The sequence below is a fragment of the Sorangium sp. So ce590 genome (assembly GCF_051521365.1).
GTDB lineage: Bacteria > Myxococcota_A > Polyangia > Polyangiales > Polyangiaceae > Sorangium.
In genome coordinates, this window is the sequence record NZ_CP150346.1 from 4,036,386 (window position 1) to 4,054,806 (window position 18,421).

General features: G+C 73.6%; 18 protein-coding genes. 11 read left to right on the top strand and 7 right to left on the bottom strand.

Features of this window, described 5'->3' with window-relative positions; translation table 11 throughout:
- Positions 1-10 precede the first annotated feature (10 nt).
- Both WMF28_RS15210 and WMF28_RS15215 read left to right on the top strand, forming a co-directional pair.
- Positions 11-355, top strand: a complete 345-nt coding sequence (locus WMF28_RS15210) for a hypothetical protein (protein ID WP_437602956.1) — start codon at positions 11-13, stop codon at positions 353-355.
- A 316-nt stretch (positions 356-671) separates the two neighbouring features.
- Positions 672-1,376 (top strand): Bax inhibitor-1/YccA family protein, encoded by a 705-nt coding sequence (locus WMF28_RS15215; protein WP_437602957.1) that lies wholly within the window; start codon positions 672-674, stop codon positions 1,374-1,376.
- A 164-nt stretch (positions 1,377-1,540) separates the two neighbouring features.
- Here WMF28_RS15215 and WMF28_RS15220 read toward each other — a convergent pair whose 3' ends face one another.
- Complete coding sequence (locus WMF28_RS15220) at positions 1,541-2,047, bottom strand: DUF4112 domain-containing protein (RefSeq protein ID WP_437602958.1); 507 nt, start codon at positions 2,045-2,047, stop codon at positions 1,541-1,543.
- 93 nt (positions 2,048-2,140) lie between these two features.
- Between WMF28_RS15220 and WMF28_RS15225 the strand changes: the two genes are divergently transcribed.
- Positions 2,141-2,665, top strand: a complete 525-nt coding sequence (locus WMF28_RS15225) for a DUF4126 family protein (protein WP_437602959.1) — start codon at positions 2,141-2,143, stop codon at positions 2,663-2,665.
- A gap of 238 nt (positions 2,666-2,903) precedes the next feature.
- On the top strand, positions 2,904-3,419 hold the full coding sequence (locus tag WMF28_RS15230; RefSeq protein WP_437602960.1) for a hypothetical protein: 516 nt from the start codon (positions 2,904-2,906) through the stop codon (positions 3,417-3,419).
- A gap of 18 nt (positions 3,420-3,437) precedes the next feature.
- On the opposite strand, the gene WMF28_RS15235 is transcribed toward WMF28_RS15230, so the two are convergent.
- The 5 genes from WMF28_RS15235 to WMF28_RS15255 all read right to left on the bottom strand — a co-directional run bounded on the left by WMF28_RS15235 (position 3,438) and on the right by WMF28_RS15255 (position 9,312).
- Positions 3,438-5,396, bottom strand: a complete 1,959-nt coding sequence (locus WMF28_RS15235) for a molybdopterin-containing oxidoreductase family protein (RefSeq protein WP_437602961.1) — start codon at positions 5,394-5,396, stop codon at positions 3,438-3,440.
- A gap of 32 nt (positions 5,397-5,428) precedes the next feature.
- Complete coding sequence (locus WMF28_RS15240; protein ID WP_437602962.1) at positions 5,429-6,379, bottom strand: hypothetical protein; 951 nt, start codon at positions 6,377-6,379, stop codon at positions 5,429-5,431.
- Between the two features lie 225 nt (positions 6,380-6,604).
- Positions 6,605-7,657: an RluA family pseudouridine synthase gene (locus WMF28_RS15245; RefSeq protein WP_437602963.1), complete on the bottom strand. Its 1,053-nt coding sequence runs from the start codon at positions 7,655-7,657 to the stop codon at positions 6,605-6,607.
- A gap of 123 nt (positions 7,658-7,780) precedes the next feature.
- Positions 7,781-8,959: a vWA domain-containing protein gene (locus WMF28_RS15250; RefSeq protein WP_437602964.1), complete on the bottom strand. Its 1,179-nt coding sequence runs from the start codon at positions 8,957-8,959 to the stop codon at positions 7,781-7,783.
- 173 nt (positions 8,960-9,132) lie between these two features.
- Entirely contained in the window at positions 9,133-9,312 is a 180-nt protein-coding gene (locus WMF28_RS15255; protein WP_437602965.1) for a hypothetical protein, read from the bottom strand.
- A 9-nt stretch (positions 9,313-9,321) separates the two neighbouring features.
- Between WMF28_RS15255 and glgA the strand changes: the two genes are divergently transcribed.
- The 6 genes from glgA to hflX all read left to right on the top strand — a co-directional run bounded on the left by glgA (position 9,322) and on the right by hflX (position 17,504).
- On the top strand, positions 9,322-10,779 hold the full coding sequence (gene glgA, locus WMF28_RS15260) for a glycogen synthase GlgA (protein WP_437602966.1): 1,458 nt from the start codon (positions 9,322-9,324) through the stop codon (positions 10,777-10,779).
- Positions 10,780-10,926: 147 nt separating this feature from the next.
- Positions 10,927-11,916, top strand: a complete 990-nt coding sequence (locus WMF28_RS15265; protein WP_437602967.1) for a hypothetical protein — start codon at positions 10,927-10,929, stop codon at positions 11,914-11,916.
- Entirely contained in the window at positions 11,909-12,370 is a 462-nt protein-coding gene (locus tag WMF28_RS15270; RefSeq protein WP_437602968.1) for a FixH family protein, read from the top strand. Before WMF28_RS15265 ends, WMF28_RS15270 begins: the two co-directional genes overlap by 8 nt.
- 11 nt (positions 12,371-12,381) lie before the next feature.
- A complete protein-coding gene (locus WMF28_RS15275; protein WP_437602969.1) occupies positions 12,382-13,803 on the top strand; it encodes a WD40/YVTN/BNR-like repeat-containing protein in 1,422 nt (473 codons plus the stop codon).
- Between the two features lie 120 nt (positions 13,804-13,923).
- Positions 13,924-15,843, top strand: a complete 1,920-nt coding sequence (locus WMF28_RS15280; protein ID WP_437602970.1) for a GAF domain-containing protein — start codon at positions 13,924-13,926, stop codon at positions 15,841-15,843.
- Between the two features lie 221 nt (positions 15,844-16,064).
- On the top strand, positions 16,065-17,504 hold the full coding sequence (gene hflX / locus WMF28_RS15285) for a GTPase HflX (RefSeq protein ID WP_437602971.1): 1,440 nt from the start codon (positions 16,065-16,067) through the stop codon (positions 17,502-17,504).
- 64 nt (positions 17,505-17,568) lie between these two features.
- Here the strand turns inward: hflX and WMF28_RS15290 are convergent, their stop codons facing one another.
- A complete protein-coding gene (locus WMF28_RS15290) occupies positions 17,569-17,766 on the bottom strand; it encodes a hypothetical protein (protein ID WP_437602972.1) in 198 nt (65 codons plus the stop codon).
- 113 nt (positions 17,767-17,879) lie between these two features.
- Between WMF28_RS15290 and WMF28_RS15295 the strand changes: the two genes are divergently transcribed.
- Positions 17,880-18,311 (top strand): DUF309 domain-containing protein, encoded by a 432-nt coding sequence (locus WMF28_RS15295; RefSeq protein ID WP_437602973.1) that lies wholly within the window; start codon positions 17,880-17,882, stop codon positions 18,309-18,311.
- Positions 18,312-18,421: the final 110 nt, after the last annotated feature.

Sequence of the window (18,421 nt, forward strand, 5' to 3'; positions counted from 1 at the left end):
GGAGGACGCAATGAAGAGCGAAGGCGATCTCGGGGGAGCCGCGCGGGCGCTGCTCGATCGCGACGAGGTGGAAGGTGTTCTGTCCGGGGCGTTCTATGCACCCACGGAAGCGCCGCGTTCACGCGCGAAGACCCGGACGACCGGCGCTGCATCCGAGCCAGGTGCTGCGCCGCCGCCCGAGAGACCACAGCACTACAAGGTCATCTGTATCTCGATGTACACCGAGGATCTCGGGAGGCTGGATGAGATGGTCAGCGCCCTCAAGGCGCGCGGCATGACGAAGGCCAACCGAAGCGCGCTGATCCGGCATGCGCTCTCCCAGGTGGACCTCGACAAGATCCCCAAGGGGATCTAGGTCGGCTTTCCAGGGAGACCTCGACCGGGCGACGGGATCGAGGCCAGCTTTTCCACCATCGCCCCACGGGCACCGCGCGAGCCGCGGCGGCCTCCAGCGGCACCGGTGGGGCAGAGGCAGCCCGGCTCCCTGGGCTCCGGCGAGCGGTGGAGGGGCGGGGCACCGGCGCCGCCGCTCGCGGTGTGAGGGCGATGCGCGTCCTCGCGCGGCGTGCCCTCGCCCGGCAGCAGCGCCGCGGGGATGCCGCGTGCTAGTGTCGGTAATCAGGAACCGGGGAGCCACGAGCCGACAACCGAGGCGTACCCAGAGAGGGAACATGGACCAGAACTTCGCAGGATACGGGACCCGCTCTTCGGCGCTCCGTGCCGCCGCGGATTCGCGCGAGCGCTTCCTCGTGCGAACGTACAATCACCTGTTCGGGGCGATCGTGCTCTTCGCGGCGATCGAGGTCGCGCTGTTCAAGACCGGCGTCGCCTCGGTCATCGCCAGGGCGATGATGGGCACGAGCTGGCTGGTGGTGCTCGGAGCGTTCATGCTCGTGAGCTGGCTCGCCAGCCGCGCGGCGCACACGTCGATGTCGAAGCCGGTGCAGTACGCCGCGCTCGGCGGCTACGTGGTCGCCCAGGCGATCATCTTCGTGCCGCTCCTCTACATCGCGGACATGGTCGCGCCCGGCGCGATCCAGAGCGCCGCGCTCGCCACGATGGCGGGCTTCGCCGGGCTCACCGGGATCGCGTTCGTGACCCGCAAGGATTTCTCGTTCCTGGGCGGTCTCCTGCGCTGGGGCGGCATCTGCGCGCTCGTCCTCATCGGGGCCGGTCTTTTGTTCGGCTTCCAGCTCGGCACGTTCTTCAGCGTCGCCATGGTCGCCTTCGCCGGCGCCGCCATCCTCTACGACACGTCGAACATCCTGCACCACTTCCCCGAGGACCGGTACGTCGGCGCCGCGCTCGAGCTCTTCGCGTCCGTCGCCCTGCTGTTCTGGTACGTCCTCCGCCTCTTCACCTCCTCCCGCAACTGAGCGGTGCGCGCCCGCTGCGGATACGGGCCCACCTCGGCGTTTTCGGTGCTCGGCGTACTTTGAGTACGCCTGCGCGCCGAAAACGCCGATCTGGGCCCGTCTCCTGTGCGGGCGCGCGCCGCTCGGACGGCGGGGGGGACGGGCGGGGCGACGGGGGCGGGGGTTTAGGGGGCGAGGAGGGCTTGTAGCGCTCTGGTCAGGGAGAAAAGTAGGAGGGCGGCCAGCGCCAGGAGGGACACGAGCGCTGCGGCCAGGCCGGCGTAGAAGCCTCGATCAGAGGGGCGGGCGCCGCTCTGCGCGCGCGCGACGAGGTGCGCCCGCAGGAGGTCGAGGTTGCGCACGTTCGCCTTGTAGGCCGCGTCGAACAGGTCGCCCAGCAAAGGAACCGCGCCGAACAACGTATCGAGACCCACGTTGAGCATCATCCGAAGCACCGTCGAGACGGGGAGACGATAACGCGCCGCCGAAAGCACGATGTACATCGAAAGGCCAAAGCCGATGAGATCCCCGACCCCCGGGACCAACCCGATCAGCGCGTCGTAACCGACCCGATAGCCGACGCCAGGGATGCGGATCGCATTGTCCAGAAAGTGGCCGAGCGCGCTCAGGCGCTTCAGCCGCTCCTCCTCAAGGTCGACGGTCTTCAGCGTGGTGAGGGGTGTCACAGGCATGACGGACCGGTCTGGGCCGGGTGAGCTGTCCCTCGTAGTGTACGTCGCGCGCTCCAGACCAACCAGGGCATATGCGTTGCTTCTGGGACCACCATGGAGACGGTAAGGGCTGTGGGAAGCGCCCGGCAGTCGCGCCACTCGGAGATTCTTCTCCTGGGGCAGGCAGCAGGGCTCGGAATGGTGACAGGAATGCGTTCCATGCTGGGCGTCAGGATCCTCGCGGCCAGCGCCCGGCGCGGCGCGTTCGGCGGGCAACGCGGGAGCTTCTGGCGCACGCTTCGCTCGCCCGGAGCGCAGCGCGCGCTCAGCGTGCTCGCGGGCGGAGAGCTGTTGATGGACAAGCTGCCCTCCGCGCCGAGCCGCCTCGCGAGAGGTCCGCTCGGCGCGCGGCTCCTGATCGGGGCGCTCCTGGGCGCCGCCGTCGGCACGCAAAGCCCCGGGAGGAACATGCGCTTCGCAGGCGCCGTGGTCGGGGCAGCGGCGGCCGCCATCGGCGCGCTCGTCGGGAATCGCGCCCGCGTGTGGCTGGACCGCGAGACGCGCATTCCCGCCCCGATCGCAGCCGTCGTCGAGGACGCCATCGCCTTCGGCCTGGGGGCGCTGGCGGCGCGCCGCTAGTGTCGAGCGCCGGTGCGCCCGCCAGGGCCCCAGCCCCGGCACCGCCGCAAGCAGCGCGCAGCCCCGGAGGCGAGGGAGGGGCGAAGACGATGCGCGCCGTCGCGCCCAGGGACGTCCCGTCGCGCCCAGGGACGTCCCGTCGCGCGCACGTCTCCCGGCGCACGCACGTCGCGTCCTGCCACAGCGGGGCACCGCTGCCGCCGCGGTCACGGCGACACGAGCCCTGCTGGCGCCGGACTTGCCGCCGAGCCCGCACGCCCGCGTCCTTCGCTCCGGAGCGCGCGGAGCGCTGGCTGGCATCGCCGGCGCGCTCCTCGGGACGCTCGATGGATCCGCGGCGCACGCGCAAGGACGGTACGAGTCCGCGCTCCTCGGCGGGCGCTCGGCGCTCCTCGGAGGCACAGGGGTCGTGCTGGGCGTCGACGGCGCCGCGCCCTTCCTGAACCCGGCCACCATCATCCGCATCGAGGACCGGAACATCGCGTTCTCGGCGGCGTTCTTTCGCTACGCGCATCGCACGCTGGAGGCGTGGCATCAGCCAGGTCCGGTCGACTCCGCCCTGTACGGCGACCTCCGGCTCGATCACACGACGGTGAGCGATCACGGCCTGGACTCCCTCCCTGACGCGATGTGCTATTGCACCGTCGAGGGCGCGGCGCGCGAGATCGGGGACGCCGTGGAGGGCTCGGCCGCGGCTCCCCCTAAGCGCACCACGCCGAGAGAGCCGATGCGGGCGCCTGCGCAGGAGGACTGAGCCGCGGCGCGCCGCCGGTCAGGAGCCGCCCTCGTCCGGCTCGATGCGCACCCGCTCCTCGTAGAGCGCGCCGCCCTCGCCGATGTCCGTGGTGCGGGCGCGGATCAGCGCGTTGGCGCAGCGGCCGTCGCGGAGGTGGCCGCCCTTCGGGATGAGCGCGACGTCGCGGCGCTGCGCGGGATCGTGGCGGAGCTGCACCGTCATCGCGCCGACGCGCGACACGATCCGGCAGAGGCCGCCGTCGGCCACGCCGCTCGCCGCGTCGGGGTGGACCGTCACGACGGCGGGGCCTCGCTGGGGCCTTGCCCACTGCGACGACTGGGACTTCTCGGTGGACAGCGCCATGAGGAGCAGCGGGAGCTCGCGCGCGTCGGGATCCGCGCGCTCCTCCGGCCCCTCGGTGATGAGGTTGACCCGCCCGGTCGGGGTCGGGAACTTGCGGTCCTCGAACAGCACCTTCGGCGCCAGCGGATTGCGCACCGGCCCGCGCTCCAGCGCCTCGAGGGGGATGCCGAACGGCGCGAGCCTGGGCTCGGCGACCCGCCGCTTCCAGTCGCGGGCGCTGCCGTCGAGCGCGTCGCCGAGGCCCACGCGCCGCGCGAGCGCCTGCATGATCTCGAGATCGCTCTTCACCCCGTCCGGGGGCGGGACCACGGGCGTGGCGACGCCGAGGTAATGGTGGCCGTAGGCGCCGAGCACGTCGTCCGCCTCGAGCAGCGTCGTCGTGGGCAGCACGAGGTGGGCGAGCCGCGCCGTGTCCGTGAGGAAGGCGTCGGCGACGACGACGAGCTCGCGCGTCGCGAGCGCCTCCGCGACGACGTCCGACGCGGGCAGCATCGCGACCGGGTTGGCGGCGGTCACCCAGACGGCGCGGATCGGCGGGTCGCTCATCCGGAGCACCTCCTGCCCGAACAGCGGCTCGCAGACGGTGCGGGGCGCGGGGCGATCGCCCCCGAACGGCGAGAGGTCGAACGCGCCGCGCCGCTTGAAATAGAACGAGACGCCGCCGCCGGGGATGCCGAGGTTCCCGCTCACCGCCGAGAGCGCGTCGAGCGCGCGCACGATCGCCCCGCCCGTGGTGCGCCGGCCCATGCCCCAGCCGACGAGGATCGCCGCGGGCCTGTCGGCGAGGCGGCGCGCGAGATCCAGCGCGGCGCCCTCGGGCACGTCGGCCTCGCCGCACCACGCCGCGACGGAGCGGCCCCGCGCGAGCGCGCGGAAGGCGTCGAGGTGATCGCAGTAGTCCGCGGCGCGCGGATCGGTCCACCCCTCGTCGAAGAGCACGCGGGCGACGGCCATGGCGAGCGCGAAGTCGCCGCCCGGGCGCGGCTGGTAGAACGCCGCGCACAGGGAGGCGGTCCTGTGGTGCACGGGATCGACGAGCACGAGCTCCGCGCCGCGCGCCCTCGCCTCGCGCAGCACCGGCAGGGTGTGCGGGCTCGACGTGAAGACGTTCTTGCCCCAGAGGAGGATCTGCCGGGCGTTCTTCAGGTCGGCGAGGTCGTGGCTGTCCTCCTCGCCGAAATCGGCGAGCTGCGCGGCGTCGCCCGCGCCGGAGCAGATGTCGCCGCGCTTGACGGTGACCGGCCCGAACCGCGCGAAGAAGGCGTCGGTGAGCCCCGTGAGCATCCCGAGCGAGCCGCCGCTCCGGTAATGGAAGATCGCGGCCGGGCCCGACTCGCGCCGGATCGCGAGCAGCCGCTCGGCCGCGGTGTCGAGCGCTTCGTCCCAGGAGACCGGGACGAGCTCGCCGCCCTTGCGGAGCAGCGGCGTGGTCAGGCGCTCGGGCGAATACTGGGTCTCCAGGAAGCGCGACGTCCGGTAGCAGAGAAAGCCCCTCGTGACCGGGTGGTCCGGGTCGCCGGCGAGGCGCACGACGCGGCCGTCCTTCACGGTGGCCACGATGCTGCAAGCGTCGGGGCAGTCGCGGTTGCAGACCGTCTTGCGGATCTCCTGCACGGCGGCAGCGTAGATCACGCGCGCGCGGCGGTACACCGCGCCGCGCGGGGCTAGTCGGCCGCGAGCCGCTCGGGGGCGTAGTCTCGCGAGTCGTCGCCGGAGACCTCCTGGGCGATGACGCGGAGCTGCTCGTAGCGCTCACGCAGGAGCGACCACAGCCGATCGCGGATGTCGCGCGAGTCGAGCCGCTCGGTCGGGCGGGTGTTGCTGAGCAGCCACTTCGCGGTGCTGTTCACCCGGGTCACCTCGTCCCTCGTGAGGGAGATCCGGCCTTGCACGTGGTTCCACCGGTCCAGGATGAGGTTGGTGATGCTGGCCGCCGCGCTCGCGGGATCTCCAGCGACGAGCGCGCGCCGGACGATGCCGTAGGTCTCCGGGACGATCCCGCGCGGGAAGCACACCTCGGCCGCGGCGAGCGTCGGGCGCAGCGCCTCGTAGAGCACGTCGAGCCGCTCGGCCACCTCGGGCGGCGGCGCGCTCTCGGGCTGCATGCGCGCCACCGCATGGTCGAGCGCCATCGCGAGCTCCGGCAGGCTGCGGATGGCGTCGAAGCGGGACTTCGGCAGCCGGCGCCGGTGGCGCGCCGGATCGCGCGTCACGGACTGCACGGCGCGCCGGACGATCGCGAGCACCCCGCCCGCGTCCCCGCGGAAGGCCTGCACGTTGGCCGCCGGGAGGTCGCTCGCGGGCATCGCGTACCGCTCGTAGCGCTCGCGATCCAGGCTCTCGTCGCCCCGGGGGCGCGGGTCGGCCTGGGACGGCGCGACGCCGGCGGAAGAGGCCGGCTCCGACCGCTCCGAGCTCGCCCGCTGCGGCCCGTCCGCGTCGGGGCGCTCGCCGTTCGCGCCGGGAAGCTCCCCTGGAGAGGGCGCCTCGGCGGCCTGTGTTGTCTCTTCCGGACCGGGCTCCACCGGCCCGGCTGCCGTGCTCTCGGCCTCGAGCGGTGTGGACCAAAGCGCTGGATCCCGCAGCGCCTCGAGGTCGTCTCGCGCACGCGTCATCCGGGCCATCGTACGTAAGTCGGCGCGACGGTACAAGATCCGCGGCCCCTCGCGCGCGCCGCCGGCGGGGCCGCCGCGGCGGGGGCGCCGCCCGCGGGGCGTCTCGACCTCGCCCGCGGGGCGTCGTCCACCTCGCCCACGGGGACCATGGCGCCTGCCGGCGTCGCCTCGCACACAGAGGCCACGAGGGGCGGGCCGCGAGGCGGCCCCGTCCTCGGGCGCGGATCAAGCGTCGAGCGCGTCCCAGAAGAAGCGCAGATCGTCCGAGAGCGGCGCCTCGATGCTCACGCGTCCGCCCGTCGCCGGGTGCGTGAGCTCCAGGAGCGCGGCGTGGAGGGCGTGGCGGTCGAGCTCGAGCGCGCGGCGGTCCTCGTCGGTGAGCTCGCCGTCGGCGCCGCGCGCGAACATGCCCTCGTCCGGCCCGTAGAGCTTGTCGCCCACGAGCGGCAGGCCGCTCGTCGCGAGGTGGACCCGGATCTGGTGCTGCCGGCCGGTCTCGAGCGTGCAGCGGATCAGCGCGTAGCGCCGGCCGGTGAGGGGGTCGGCGCGGCGGCCCAGCACCTCGCACGCCGTGGCCGACGAGAGGCCGCGGCCCGGCGGCGCCACCCGCATCTTCACCTTGTAGCGGCTCGCGGTGTCGAGCTCGAGCGGCAGCTCGACCCGGAAGGCGTCGTGCTCGGGCCAGCCCCAGGTGATCGCGACGTAGCGCTTGAGGACGCCCGTGCGCTCCTCGAACTGCGCCTTCACCCTCCGATCGGCCTCGGGCGTTCGGCAGAGGAGGAGCACGCCGCTCGTCTCCCTGTCGATCCGGTGCGCCAGGAACAGCCGCTCGCCGGGGCGCGCGGCCTCCATCATCTTGATGACGGTGCTCTTGTGGTACCGCGCCGTGGGGTGCACGGGCAGGCCCGGCGGCTTGTTGACGGCGAGCAGCGCTTCGTCCTCGTGGAGCACCGGGATCGCCGTGTCGGGCGCCTGCTCGTCCCACGGCGCCCGCCAGAGGAGGATGCACTGCTCCGGCCGGACGCGATCGCTGCCGCGCAGGCGCCGCGCCTCGGGCGAGTAGGCGCCGCGGGAGACGATCTCGGCGGCGCGCGTGCGGCTCGTCCGCTTGAGCTGCGACTGCACGAACCGGTCGAGCCGCATGCCCGCCGACTCGGGCGGCACGCGGAGCACGGTGACGACCGACCCTTCCGGCACCTCCTCCGGCCGCACCACCTGTGTGCCGCGGCCGAAGGGGCCGCTCGTGCCGGCGAGCTCCCGCGCGCTGATCCTGGTCATGGGTCGAGGTTGCCGTGGGGCTTTAGCAAAGGCGCCGGCCGGGTGCGCGGAAAAGGAAGCCGCCCGCGGGCGCCTCGACGCGGCGCCCGCGGAAGGCGCGCCGGCCCGCCGCTCACAGGGGCCTCACAGGGGGTCGATGATCTCGCAGGGGAAGTCGAACGAGATCCCCTGCGTCGCGCTCTTGAGCTGCGCGCAGGCGTCGCCGGTGAGCACGAGCTGGGTCGGGCTCTCCATGGTCCAGCCGTTCTGCGCGTCGTAGGGCACGGGCGTGCCGTCGATGAGCACCTGGCCTTCGGACGCGTGCGCGAGATCGACCGCGATCGAGCCCTGGAGGTCGAACGTGCAGCTCTTGGCGCCGGAGATGGCCGCGTTGAGCTCGTTCTCCAGGGCGGTCGCGTTGGTCGGGTCCGGCGTGTAGTACATCGCCGAGCCGCCGGCGTCGGCGTACGTGCCCGCGCCGGTGAAGCAGGCCTGCTGGGTGTTCTGGGGTCGCCGGACCGGCTGGCCGACGCCGGCGTTCGCCAGATCCTGGAGGTGCTCCGCGAAATCACCGTCGCCGAGGCCGAAGACGAACGTCCCGATGCCCTGCGTGTACGCGGACTGCACCGCGCCTACCACGTCGTCGCGCGCGCACACGGAGGGCCCGTCGTCGCAGCGATCGGGCTCGCCGTCGGTGACGAAGAGGATGTACTTGGGGCCGGGCTCTCCGAAGGCGACGAGATCGGGGATGACCGTCTCGTTGAACGTCATGCCGGTGGGCGTCTCGAGCTTCTGAGCCGGCCTCGTGGAGGCCTCCTCGTAGGCGGCCGCGATGTCGGCGTGGCTGTTGAGGGCGATGACGTCGGTCCCGGTGAGCAGCGGGCACTGCGCCGGAGCGACCCCCGTGAACGTGAGGAAGCCGAAGCGCACCTTCGCCTGCAGGCTCTCGACGACGTTGAGCACGGCCGTCTGCAGCGGAACCCAGAAGCCGCTGTCGTACATGCTGCCGGAGCGATCGACGACGATCATCACGGTCGGCGTCTGCGGCTCGAACGCGATGTCGAGCTGCTGGCAAGCGCCGCCGGCGCCGCCGCCTCCGCTCGTGGCGATCAGGCCGCCGCCGCTGCCGACGAAGATCGGCTCCTCGCCGCCGCCCGTGGAGCCGACGCCGCCGGCCGCGCCGCCGCTGCCGCTCACGGCGCTGGAGCCGGAGCCCTGGGGCGATGGATCGCCGTCGTTCGTGCCGCTGCAGCTCACCGCGATGCCGGTGGCGAGAAGCGCGAGGTACCAAGAGAGCCTGGGAAAGATAAGGGTGCTGCTCACGAGGTAAAGATACACAGGCCGGGACGGCGTGTCTCCGCCGTGCACGTCCCCGGCGGTGGATGCGGCGTGGGTGGAAAGTTGCTCCAGATGGCGCATGCCGCGCCACCTCTGCGGCGACGGGCAGTGAAGGTGTGACGCCGTGAGTCGATCCGCTCGATATTGCCAGTCCATCATCACGGCTGCGTGAGCGACAGCCACACGCTCGGGATGAACGTGCTCCGGATCGACCGGAGCTCGGGCCGGAGCCGCCCGCCCCCGCCGAACGGCCGCAGCCGTCCCGGGATCTTCCCCCCGAGCCTCCCGCCCGGGTGTGCGGAAGCCGCCCCGTACGCCCCCCGGTTCGTGCTACACACCGCGCCCGCATGGACATTCTCTTCGCTGCTTCCGAGATCGCGCCCATCGTCAAGGTCGGCGGGCTGGCTGACGTCGTGTCGTCGCTCTCGAAGGCGCTCCGGCTGCTCGGCCACAAGGTGACGATCGCGCTGCCGCGCTACCGGGCCCTCGATTCGAGCGGGCTGATGATGGCGCGCCGCCTCACCCCGATGCCGCTCGAGGTCGACCCGCAGGTGTCGCCGGGCGGGCCCATCCAGGTGACGCTCCTGGACGGGCGGCTCAGCACGGGCGTGGAGCTCATCGTCCTCGACGTGCCCGGCTTCCACGATCGGCCCGGCATCTACGGCGAGGAGGGGCGCGACTACGAGGACAACGCGCGCCGGTTCTCGCTGTTCTCCCGCGCCGTCGTGGAGCTCGTCCGCCAGCGGGCACGGTCCGGCTCGCCGTTCGACATCGTGCACGCCCACGACTGGCCCACCGCCATGGTGGCGTACCTGCTCCGGCACCAGCAGCCGCCCGTGCCCGGCCGGAGCGTGCTGACCCTCCACAACGTGGCCCACCAGGGCCTCTTCCCGAAGGACACGCTCCCGTACCTCGGCCTCGACGGCGACCACTTCCGGCCAGACCGGCTCGAGTTCTACGGCCAGCTCAACTTCCTGAAGGGCGGCATCCTGGCCGCGGACGCGCTCACCACCGTCTCGACCACCTACGCGAACGAGATCCTCACGCCCAAGCAAGGCGAGCGGCTCGACGGCGTGCTCCGCACCCGGGCGAACCAGCTGACCGGCATCGTGAACGGCATCGACTACGCCGTCTGGAACCCGATGACCGACCCGGCCATCATCGCGCGCTACGACGCCGAGGACGTGAGCAACAAGGGCCGCTGCAAGAGCGCGCTCCTCCAGGAGATCGGGCTCGAGATCCGGCCGGACCGCCCGCTGCTCGTGTCCATCGGCAGGGTGGTCGCGCAGAAGGGCAGCGACCTGCTCGCGAACGCCATGCCGAAGATCCTGAAGGGCGACGTCAGCGTCGTCGTGGCCGGCGAGGGCGACCCCGAGCTCATGGCGAAGCTCACCGCCGCCGCGGCCAAGGCGCCCGAGCGGGCGAAGTTCCTCGGCGGCGTGAGCGAGGCCGTCGTGCACCGGCTCATGGCCGCGGCCGACCTCGTGGTCGTGCCGTCGCGCTTCGAGCCGTGCGGCCTCGTGCAGCTGTACGCGCAGCGCTACGGCGCTGCCCCGGTGGCGTGCAGGACCGGAGGCCTCGTCGACACGATCGTCGATCTCGACGCCGCCCTGGAGACGGGCACGGGGTTCCTGTTCGACAAGCCGACGGCCACCTCGCTGCTCGGCGGCGTGCAGCGAGCCCTCGCGGCCCTGACGTCGCCCCGCTGGCCCGCCGTCCAGCGCCGCATCATGCGCCTCGACCTCGGCTGGGACCGACCCGCACGCCGCTACGTCCAGGTCTACCGGCAGACGCTCGCCAGCTGATCACCGCGCGCCGGAGCGGAGCACGCGGCGCCGGACGGAGCGCCGGAGGGGCCCGCCGCAAGGGGCGACCCGACCGCGATACGGCGCCTCCCCGCGCGACAACATGACGCATGTCACCGGGGAGCCGCGTCGCCTATAGCAGCGTCCGTGCTGCCCAGAGCCCTCGCCGGCGCCGCGATCCTCCTCTCGCTCGCGGCGTCTCCGGGTGTCGCGCGCGCGTCCGCCTGCTGCGGGGCGGGCCACGGGATCGCCCAGTGGCTCGCGCCCTCGGAGCGCGCCGCGGCGAGCTTCTCGCTCCGGTTCACCGAGCAGCTCGGGACGTGGACGCCGGAGCGGGACTTCGACGCCTACGGCGAGGGCGTTTACCACCGCGAGCTGAGGGCCGACGTCGGGTGGATGGTGCGGATCAAAGAGCGCCTCCAGCTCGGCATCTCCCTCCCGCTGCGGCACACCTGGATCGGGGCGGGCCTCGACGACACGCTATCCGGCGGCGACGTGGGAGACATCAGCGCGGCAGGCCGCATCGCGCTGATCGAGGGCGCCATGTCCCCGTGGATCCCGTCCGCCGCGTTCACGCTGGGCGTCACGCTCCCGACCGGGTACGGCGAGGACCCCGTGTTCGAGCCCGTCGGCGTCAGCGCTGCCGGCGTGGACACGGGCGGCGCCAGCGCGATCGACGTCGGCGCGAACGGCGCCGACACGACCCGCCTCGGCGTGGCCGAATTCCGGCCGGGGATGGTCTTCGAGAAGTCGTGGGACTCGGTCCATGCGCTGCTCGCCGCGTCGATCAGCGTCCGTACGAGCTACCACGCCGCGGGCGGCGAGGAGGTGCAGCCCGCGCGCCGCCTGCAGGTCCTCGCCGCGGCGGGGCCCGTGTGGGCCTCCGGCACCTCGCTCAGCGTGGGCGGCCTCTACGAGCGCGAGGGATACCCGCGCGTGGCCGGCGGCCGCCCCACGCGGGGCGGAGCGCGTGAGCGGACGGCGCTGCTCGCGGTGCTCGCCCACGACGTCGACGCGCGCTGGACCGCCGTCGGCAACCTCCAGGTGGACGTGCCGATCTCCGGGATCGGCCGCAGCGAGGGCGCCTTCGCCGCCCTGTCGGCAGGCCTCCGTTACGTGTGGGGACGACATGATTGAACCGCGTGATCGGCTGCTCACCAGGTCATCTCGGGAGCGCCGCGGGGCGCGGGCCCGCCGCGCGGCGCTCGCGGCGCTCGCCGTCCTCTTGCTCCAGGGCTGCGGATCCTCGGACCGGGAGCCGGATCCCGGGGACCGGCAGGACGTCGGCGTCAACGGGCGCATCGAGTTCGCCGTGCAATCGACCGAGCCGATCAAGCGGGGCCCGAACACCTTCAACGTGCGGCTCACCTGGACCGACTCGGGGAACCCGGTGAAGCGGATCAAGCTCCGCGTGTACGCCAGGATGCTCTCGATGGGGCACGGGTCCGGGCACGACGGCGTGGAGATCGAGCCCGGCCTGTACCAGGTGGCCAACGTGCCCTTGTCGATGCAGGGCGCCTGGGATGTGGAATGCCGCGCCCTGGCCGCGTCCCTCATCGACGAGGCGGGATTCACGTTCGAGGTGCAGTAGGCTTCCGCCCCGTGCACACCTTCGCAAAGGCGACGTCTCGCCCGAGGCCGAGCGCGCCGCGGCGCGGCCGCCTGGCCCTCTCCGCCGCGGCGCTGCTCGCGATCGCGTCGCTCGCCGCGCCGGCCTCGGCCAACGGGCGCTTCCCGGCCGCAGGCCTGATCGCGAGCCACCCGAGCGATCCGTCGCGCCTGATGGTGCGCGCGACCTACGGCCTGCTCTCCACGCACGACGGCGGCGAGACGTGGCGCTGGATCTGCGAGCCGGTCGTCGGCTTCGGCGGGAACGAGGACCCGATGCTGGCCTTCCTCGCCGACGGGACGATCCTCGCCGGGGTCTTCGACGGGCTCAGCGCATCGAAGAACGGCGGCTGCGACTGGTCGTTCGCCCAGGGCGAGCTGCTGGACCGCTACGTCATCGACCTCTCGGCCGATCGCGAGGACCCCGCGCGGGCCGTGCTCGTCGTCAGCACGGGGCTCGGGGCAGGGCGGTTCCTGACCCAGCTCTGGGAGACGGGCGACAACGCGAACCGCTGGACGAAGGCGGGCGCCGATCTGCCCGAGGACTTCCTCGCCCACACGGTCGACGCAGCCCCGTCGAACCGCGATCGCGTCTACGTGAGCGGCCGCTTCGGCGCGCCCGAGTACACAGGGGCCCTGCAGCGGACCGACGACCGCGGCGCGACCTGGGAGCGGCTCGACATCCCGGGGAGCGACGACATGCACCTGCCGTACATCGGCGCGATCGATCCCGCCGACCCCGATACGCTCTACGTGCGGCTCGACGGCGATCCGAGCGACGCGCTGATCGTCTCGCACGACGGTGGCGAGAGCTTCACCACGGTCTTCGAGAGCCAGGGCGACCTCCTCGGCTTCGCGCTGTCGCCGGACGGAGCGAGCGTGATCGTGAGCGGCCCCCGGGACGGGATCTTGCGCGCGCCCACGAGCTCGCTCGAGTTCGAGAAGATCTCGGACGTCGGCGCGCGCTGCCTGACCTGGACCGCCGCGGCGCTCTTCGCCTGCGGCGACGAGTTCGCCGACGGCTTCACCGTCGGTCGCTCCGTCGACGAGGGAGAGAGCTTCGAGGCCCTCCTGCACCGCGACGGGCTCTGCGGTCCGATCGAGTGCGCGAAGGAGAGCGACGCGGCCTCGACCTGCTCCGACCTCTGGGGCGCGACGGCGCTCACCATCGGCTCCCGTCAGTGCGGCGGCGACGCCGGCACCGGCAGCGGGGGATCGGCGCCGCCGCCCGTCGAGGAGCCGGCCGGGTGCGGGTGCAAGATCGGCGCGCCCGGCGCCGCGAACGTCGGCGCCGCCGCGCTGCCCGGTGGCAGGAGCGTGATCTGGCTCGCGCTCTCGGCCGCCGGGGCGCTCGCGCTGGCGCGCCGGCGGGCGCACGCGAGCGCCGGTCGGAGCGACCGGACGGAGCGATCGTGACCGACGCCACGCCGTCCGTGCGAGAGCCGGGTGGGCCGGAGGCCCGCCGGTTCGTTTCTGGATCTACGCCATCGCGGGCTGACGTAGACTGGGGGGGCCTCGGCTACGGCCAGCGCGTGAATGGCCCCTAGAGATCTCCCCAAGTCGCCGCTCGCCGCCTTCCTCCGCGCCCACGGCGCGGAGATCCTGGCGGCGTGGGAGCGCGCCGAGAGACGCCGCGCGCCGGGCGAGCAGTCCCCGGGCTACGTCGCGCTGCGCGACGAGCTGCCCTCCGTCTTCGAGCGCATCGCCGAGCGCCTCGACGCGGCCGTGTCCGCGGCGGTGGTGCCGCAGGGCGACGAGGCGCGCGACTCGTGGACCGGCGTCGAGTCGCTGTCGGCCGAGTTCCCCGAGCCGCTGCTCGGCTTCCGCGTGCTCGACAGGCTGCGCGACGGGTTCGAGCTGGAGGACGTGACGGCCCAGTACTCGGTGCTGCGCCGCTGCGTGCTCCGGCTCCTGGAGCGGACCGGCACGCAGCCGTCGTGGCTCGAGATGACCGTCCTGCACGAGGCGCTCGATCAGGTGATCATCGATCCGGCCACGCGGAGCGCCGCGGCCCGGGAGCGCGCGCTCGGGGCGCTCGATCGCGTCTCGGCCGAGGGCATGGGCAGCGTGCACATCGACCGGCTCCTGCGGCGGCTGATCGAGGTGCTGCTCGAGTCGGCGCGCTCGGTCGACTGGGCGGTGATGCTGCTGATCGAGGGCGAGGTGCTGCGGATCCGCGCGGCCATCGGCGTCGACGAGGCGCTGTGGGGCCTGCGCGCCTACCGGCTGGCCGAGGGGTTCGTGGGCCGCGTGGTCCGCGAGCGGCGCCCGGTGGCGCTGCGCTCGGCGGCGCCGGATCCGCTCGCCACCGACGCCGGGGGCGGCGCGGCGGGGCCCGAGTCGGGCGCGCAGAGCGAGCGCCCGAGCGACGCGCTGCACGCGCTCTACGGCGTGCCGATGCTCTCGGAGGGCCGCCTCGTCGGCGTCGCGGTCGTGAGCTCCCGGCGCGTGGCCGAGTTCTCCGAGGGGGACCGGTTGCTCTTCAGGAAGGCGGCCGAGCGCGCGGCCGCGCTCGCGACGCAGGCCCAGCTGCGCGAGCAGCTCGCCTCGGAGCGCAGCCGGTTCGAGACGGCGATCCAGCGGCTCCCGGTCGGCGTGGCCGTGGCGGAGGGGGCGGCGGGCACCGTCGCGCTCAGCAACCGGCGGTTCGCGGAGATCGTCCGCGGCCCCGAGGAGACCCCGAGCAACGCGCCGATGCGCACGCTGCTCAGCGAGGCGGACGACGACCAGCGCGCGCGCTGGCTGCTCTTCCGGGCGCTGCACGGCGGCGAGACGGTCGTGCGCGAGGAGCTCGAGTTCATCCGCGGCGACGGGGAGCGCCGCCTCGGGAGCTTCAGCGCGACCCCTGTGCGCGACGCCGACGGGCGGATCTCGGCGGCCGTGATGACCGTCGAGGACATGACGGAGCTCCGGAAGGCCGAGCGCGGCCGCGAGATCGTGATCGAGGCGAGCGCGCTGCTGGCGGAGTCGCACGACCACGACGCGACGGTCGAGCAGCTGGTGCGGCTCGGCGGCGAGCGCTTCGCGGACCTCTGCGCGCTCGACCATGACGACGGCGGCCTCCCGCGGCTCGTCGCGTCCGCGCGCCTCGCCGATGCGCGGGCGCTCCTGCCGCGGCTCATCAAGCACCCGCCGCTGCTGCTCGGCGAGGCCGGCCCGCTGGCCGAGGCGGTGGCCCGCCGGGAGCCCACGCTCGTCCCGCTGGTCACCGATCCGTGGCTGCAGCGGGTCGCCCGCGGGCCGGAGCACCTCGCGGCGCTGCGGGAGCTCGGGGCCCGCTCGGCGATCCTCGTGCCGCTCGCGGCGCGCGGCCGCAAGCTCGGCCTCCTGAGCCTCTGGACGGTGGAGCGCGAGCTCCGGCACGACGACACGGGCGTCGCCGCGGAGCTCGGGCGCCTCGCGTCGCTGGCCATCGAGAGCGCGCGGCTGCACCGCGAGGCGGCGCGAGCGCGGTGAGCCGGCGCGAGCGCGGCGGCGTCGCGCGGAGCGCGGCGGGCGGGCGCTCGACGGAGGTGACGGCCTGCCGGCGGCGTCGGGGCGGCCCTGCACGGCCGTGGTCCGCGCCGGGATAAGCCCAGGGGACGCCCCGAGGGCGGTCTTTCGCGTGCGCCGGGAGAGCGCGCGGCTTGCGTCGCGGGGGTGGATATGGCGAAGCTCCCGCCCTCGCACACCATCGTATGACCACGACCCAAACGGAACGTCCTCTCGCTGTGCTTGTCGGGGTGCAGCTCCCCGGCGTCGACGATGTCGAGCACGCCGCTGATCTGGCCGAGCTGGGCCGCCTCGTTCACACGCTCGGCTTCGACGTGATCGCGACCGTGTCACAGCGGCGCAGCGCGCTCGCGGCGGCCGCGGTGCTCGGGGAGGGCAAGCTCAAGGAGCTCGCGGAGCTCACGGGCGGCAGCGGCGTCGTGCCCTCGGGCGCGCCCGAGCGGAAGAACAAGGCACGCGCGCGCCGGGCCGCGGAGAGCGGCGAGGGCGACGAGGCCGACGGCGAGCTCGGCGATGACGCCGACGACGCAGACGACGACGGCGAGGATGGCGGCGTCGCGGCGACGGGCGCGGGCGGCGCCCGGCGGGAGGCGCGCACGGCGACGGTCGTGGCGGTCGATCACGACATCTCGCCGAGCCAGGCGCGCAACCTGGAGCGCGCGACGGGCGCGCAGGTGCTCGATCGGGCGGGCGTGATCATCGAGATCTTCCACCGCCACGCGCGGAGCCGCGAGGCGAAGCTCGAGGTGGAGATCGCGCGGCTCAACTACGTCGCGCCGCGGATGCGCGAGACGGGCGGCGGCGGGGACCGGCAGCGCGGCGGCATCGGCGGCAAGGGCGCCGGCGAGAGCGCGCTCGAGCTCGATCGGCGCAAGATCCGCGACCGCATCGCGGAGCTGAAGCACGAGCTCGGCGCGGTCCAGCGCGAGCAGTCGACGCGCCGCGCGCTCCGGCAGGGGCAGCGCCGCGTCGCGCTGGTCGGCTACACGAACGCCGGCAAGTCCTCGCTGATGCGGGCGCTGACGGGGAGCGAGGTGCTCGTCGCGGACAAGCTGTTCGCGACGCTCGACACGACGGTGCGCGCGCTCCACCCGGAGGTGCGCCCGCGGATCCTCGTCTCGGACACGGTCGGCTTCATCAAGAAGCTGCCGCACGATCTCGTGGCGAGCTTCCGGTCGACGCTGGACGAGGCGCTCGAGGCGTCGCTCCTGCTCTACGTGGCCGACGCGTCGGACCCGACGTTCCGCGATCAGCTCGGGGTGACGCGCGGCGTGCTCTCGGAGATCGGCGCGAGCGAGGTGCCGAGCCGGCTCCTGCTCAACAAGGTGGACCGGCTGCCGGAGGAGGAGCGCGACGCGCTGCGCCTCGAGTTCCCCGAGGCGACGCTGCTCTCGGCGAAGACCCCGGCCGACGTGGCGGCGCTGCGCGAGGCGATCATCGTCTTCTTCGAGCAGTCGATGGTGGAGGCCGAGCTCCTCCTGCCGTACGCGAAGCAGAGCCTCATCGGGGAGATCTACGACAACGCGCGCGTGCTCTCGGAGGAGTACGACGACGCCGGCGGCCGGCTCTCGGTGCGGGCGCACCCGGTGGCGCTCGAGCGGCTGCGCAGCCTGCTCGCGCGCTGAGCGCGCCGCGGCGGCGGGCGGCGGAGGCGCGTGCGGCGTCAGCGCGGCGGGGGCGTGTGCCGCGTCAGCGCGGCGGGCGGCGGGCGGCGGAGGCGCGTGCGGCGTCAGCGCGGCGGGCGGCGGCGGGAGGAGGCGCGTGCCGCGCTGACGCGGCGGAGGGCAGCGGGCGGCGCCGGAGCCGGTAGCGGCGCAGGAACAGGCCGATCCCGAACGCCACGAGGTGGAGCCCAACGATCACCCCGACGAGGATCCACCGCTGCACGCGCCGAGCGTAGCACCGCAGGGGCGGAGCGCGGGCGCGCCGGGGCGCATGCTATCGTTCCTCGTCTTCCGCTCGTCTTCTGCATCTGCTCGCCTCTGCCGCCGGTCCGCGCCATGAACACCCCCGACGCCGAGCTCGAAGCGATCGTCCTGCGCGGGCTGGGAGCCTACCGCGCCGGGCTGTTCTACGAGGCGCACGAGCTGTGGGAGGCCGGGTGGCGCGACGAGCCGGATCCGGTGCGGAAAGCGCTCCTCCAGGGGCTCATCCTCGTCGCAGCGGCCCTGCACAAGCTCACGCGGATGCGAAGCCCGTCGGGGGCGGTGCGCCTGCTCGACAAGGCGCACGCGCGGCTCGCGGGCGTGCCAGAGGGCATGGGCGGCGTCGCGGTCGATCTCCTGTCCGGCGACATCGCCCGCGCAGCGCGCGCGATCGAACAACGCGCGAGCGAGGGGAGGACAGAGCTCGATGCGTCGCTTCTGCCCAGGATGGAGATCGCGGGCGAGATCGCGGCGTCCTCACCGGCCGGCGCGCGTCCGCGGGCGTGAACTTCTGCCCAGAACGGGCTCCGCAGTCGAGATTGCGCTTGTCACGTGCGACGTGGGACGCCGGCGTGACATCGTTTGCCTGGGTGGAGATCGCACGGGGCCGCCCGTGT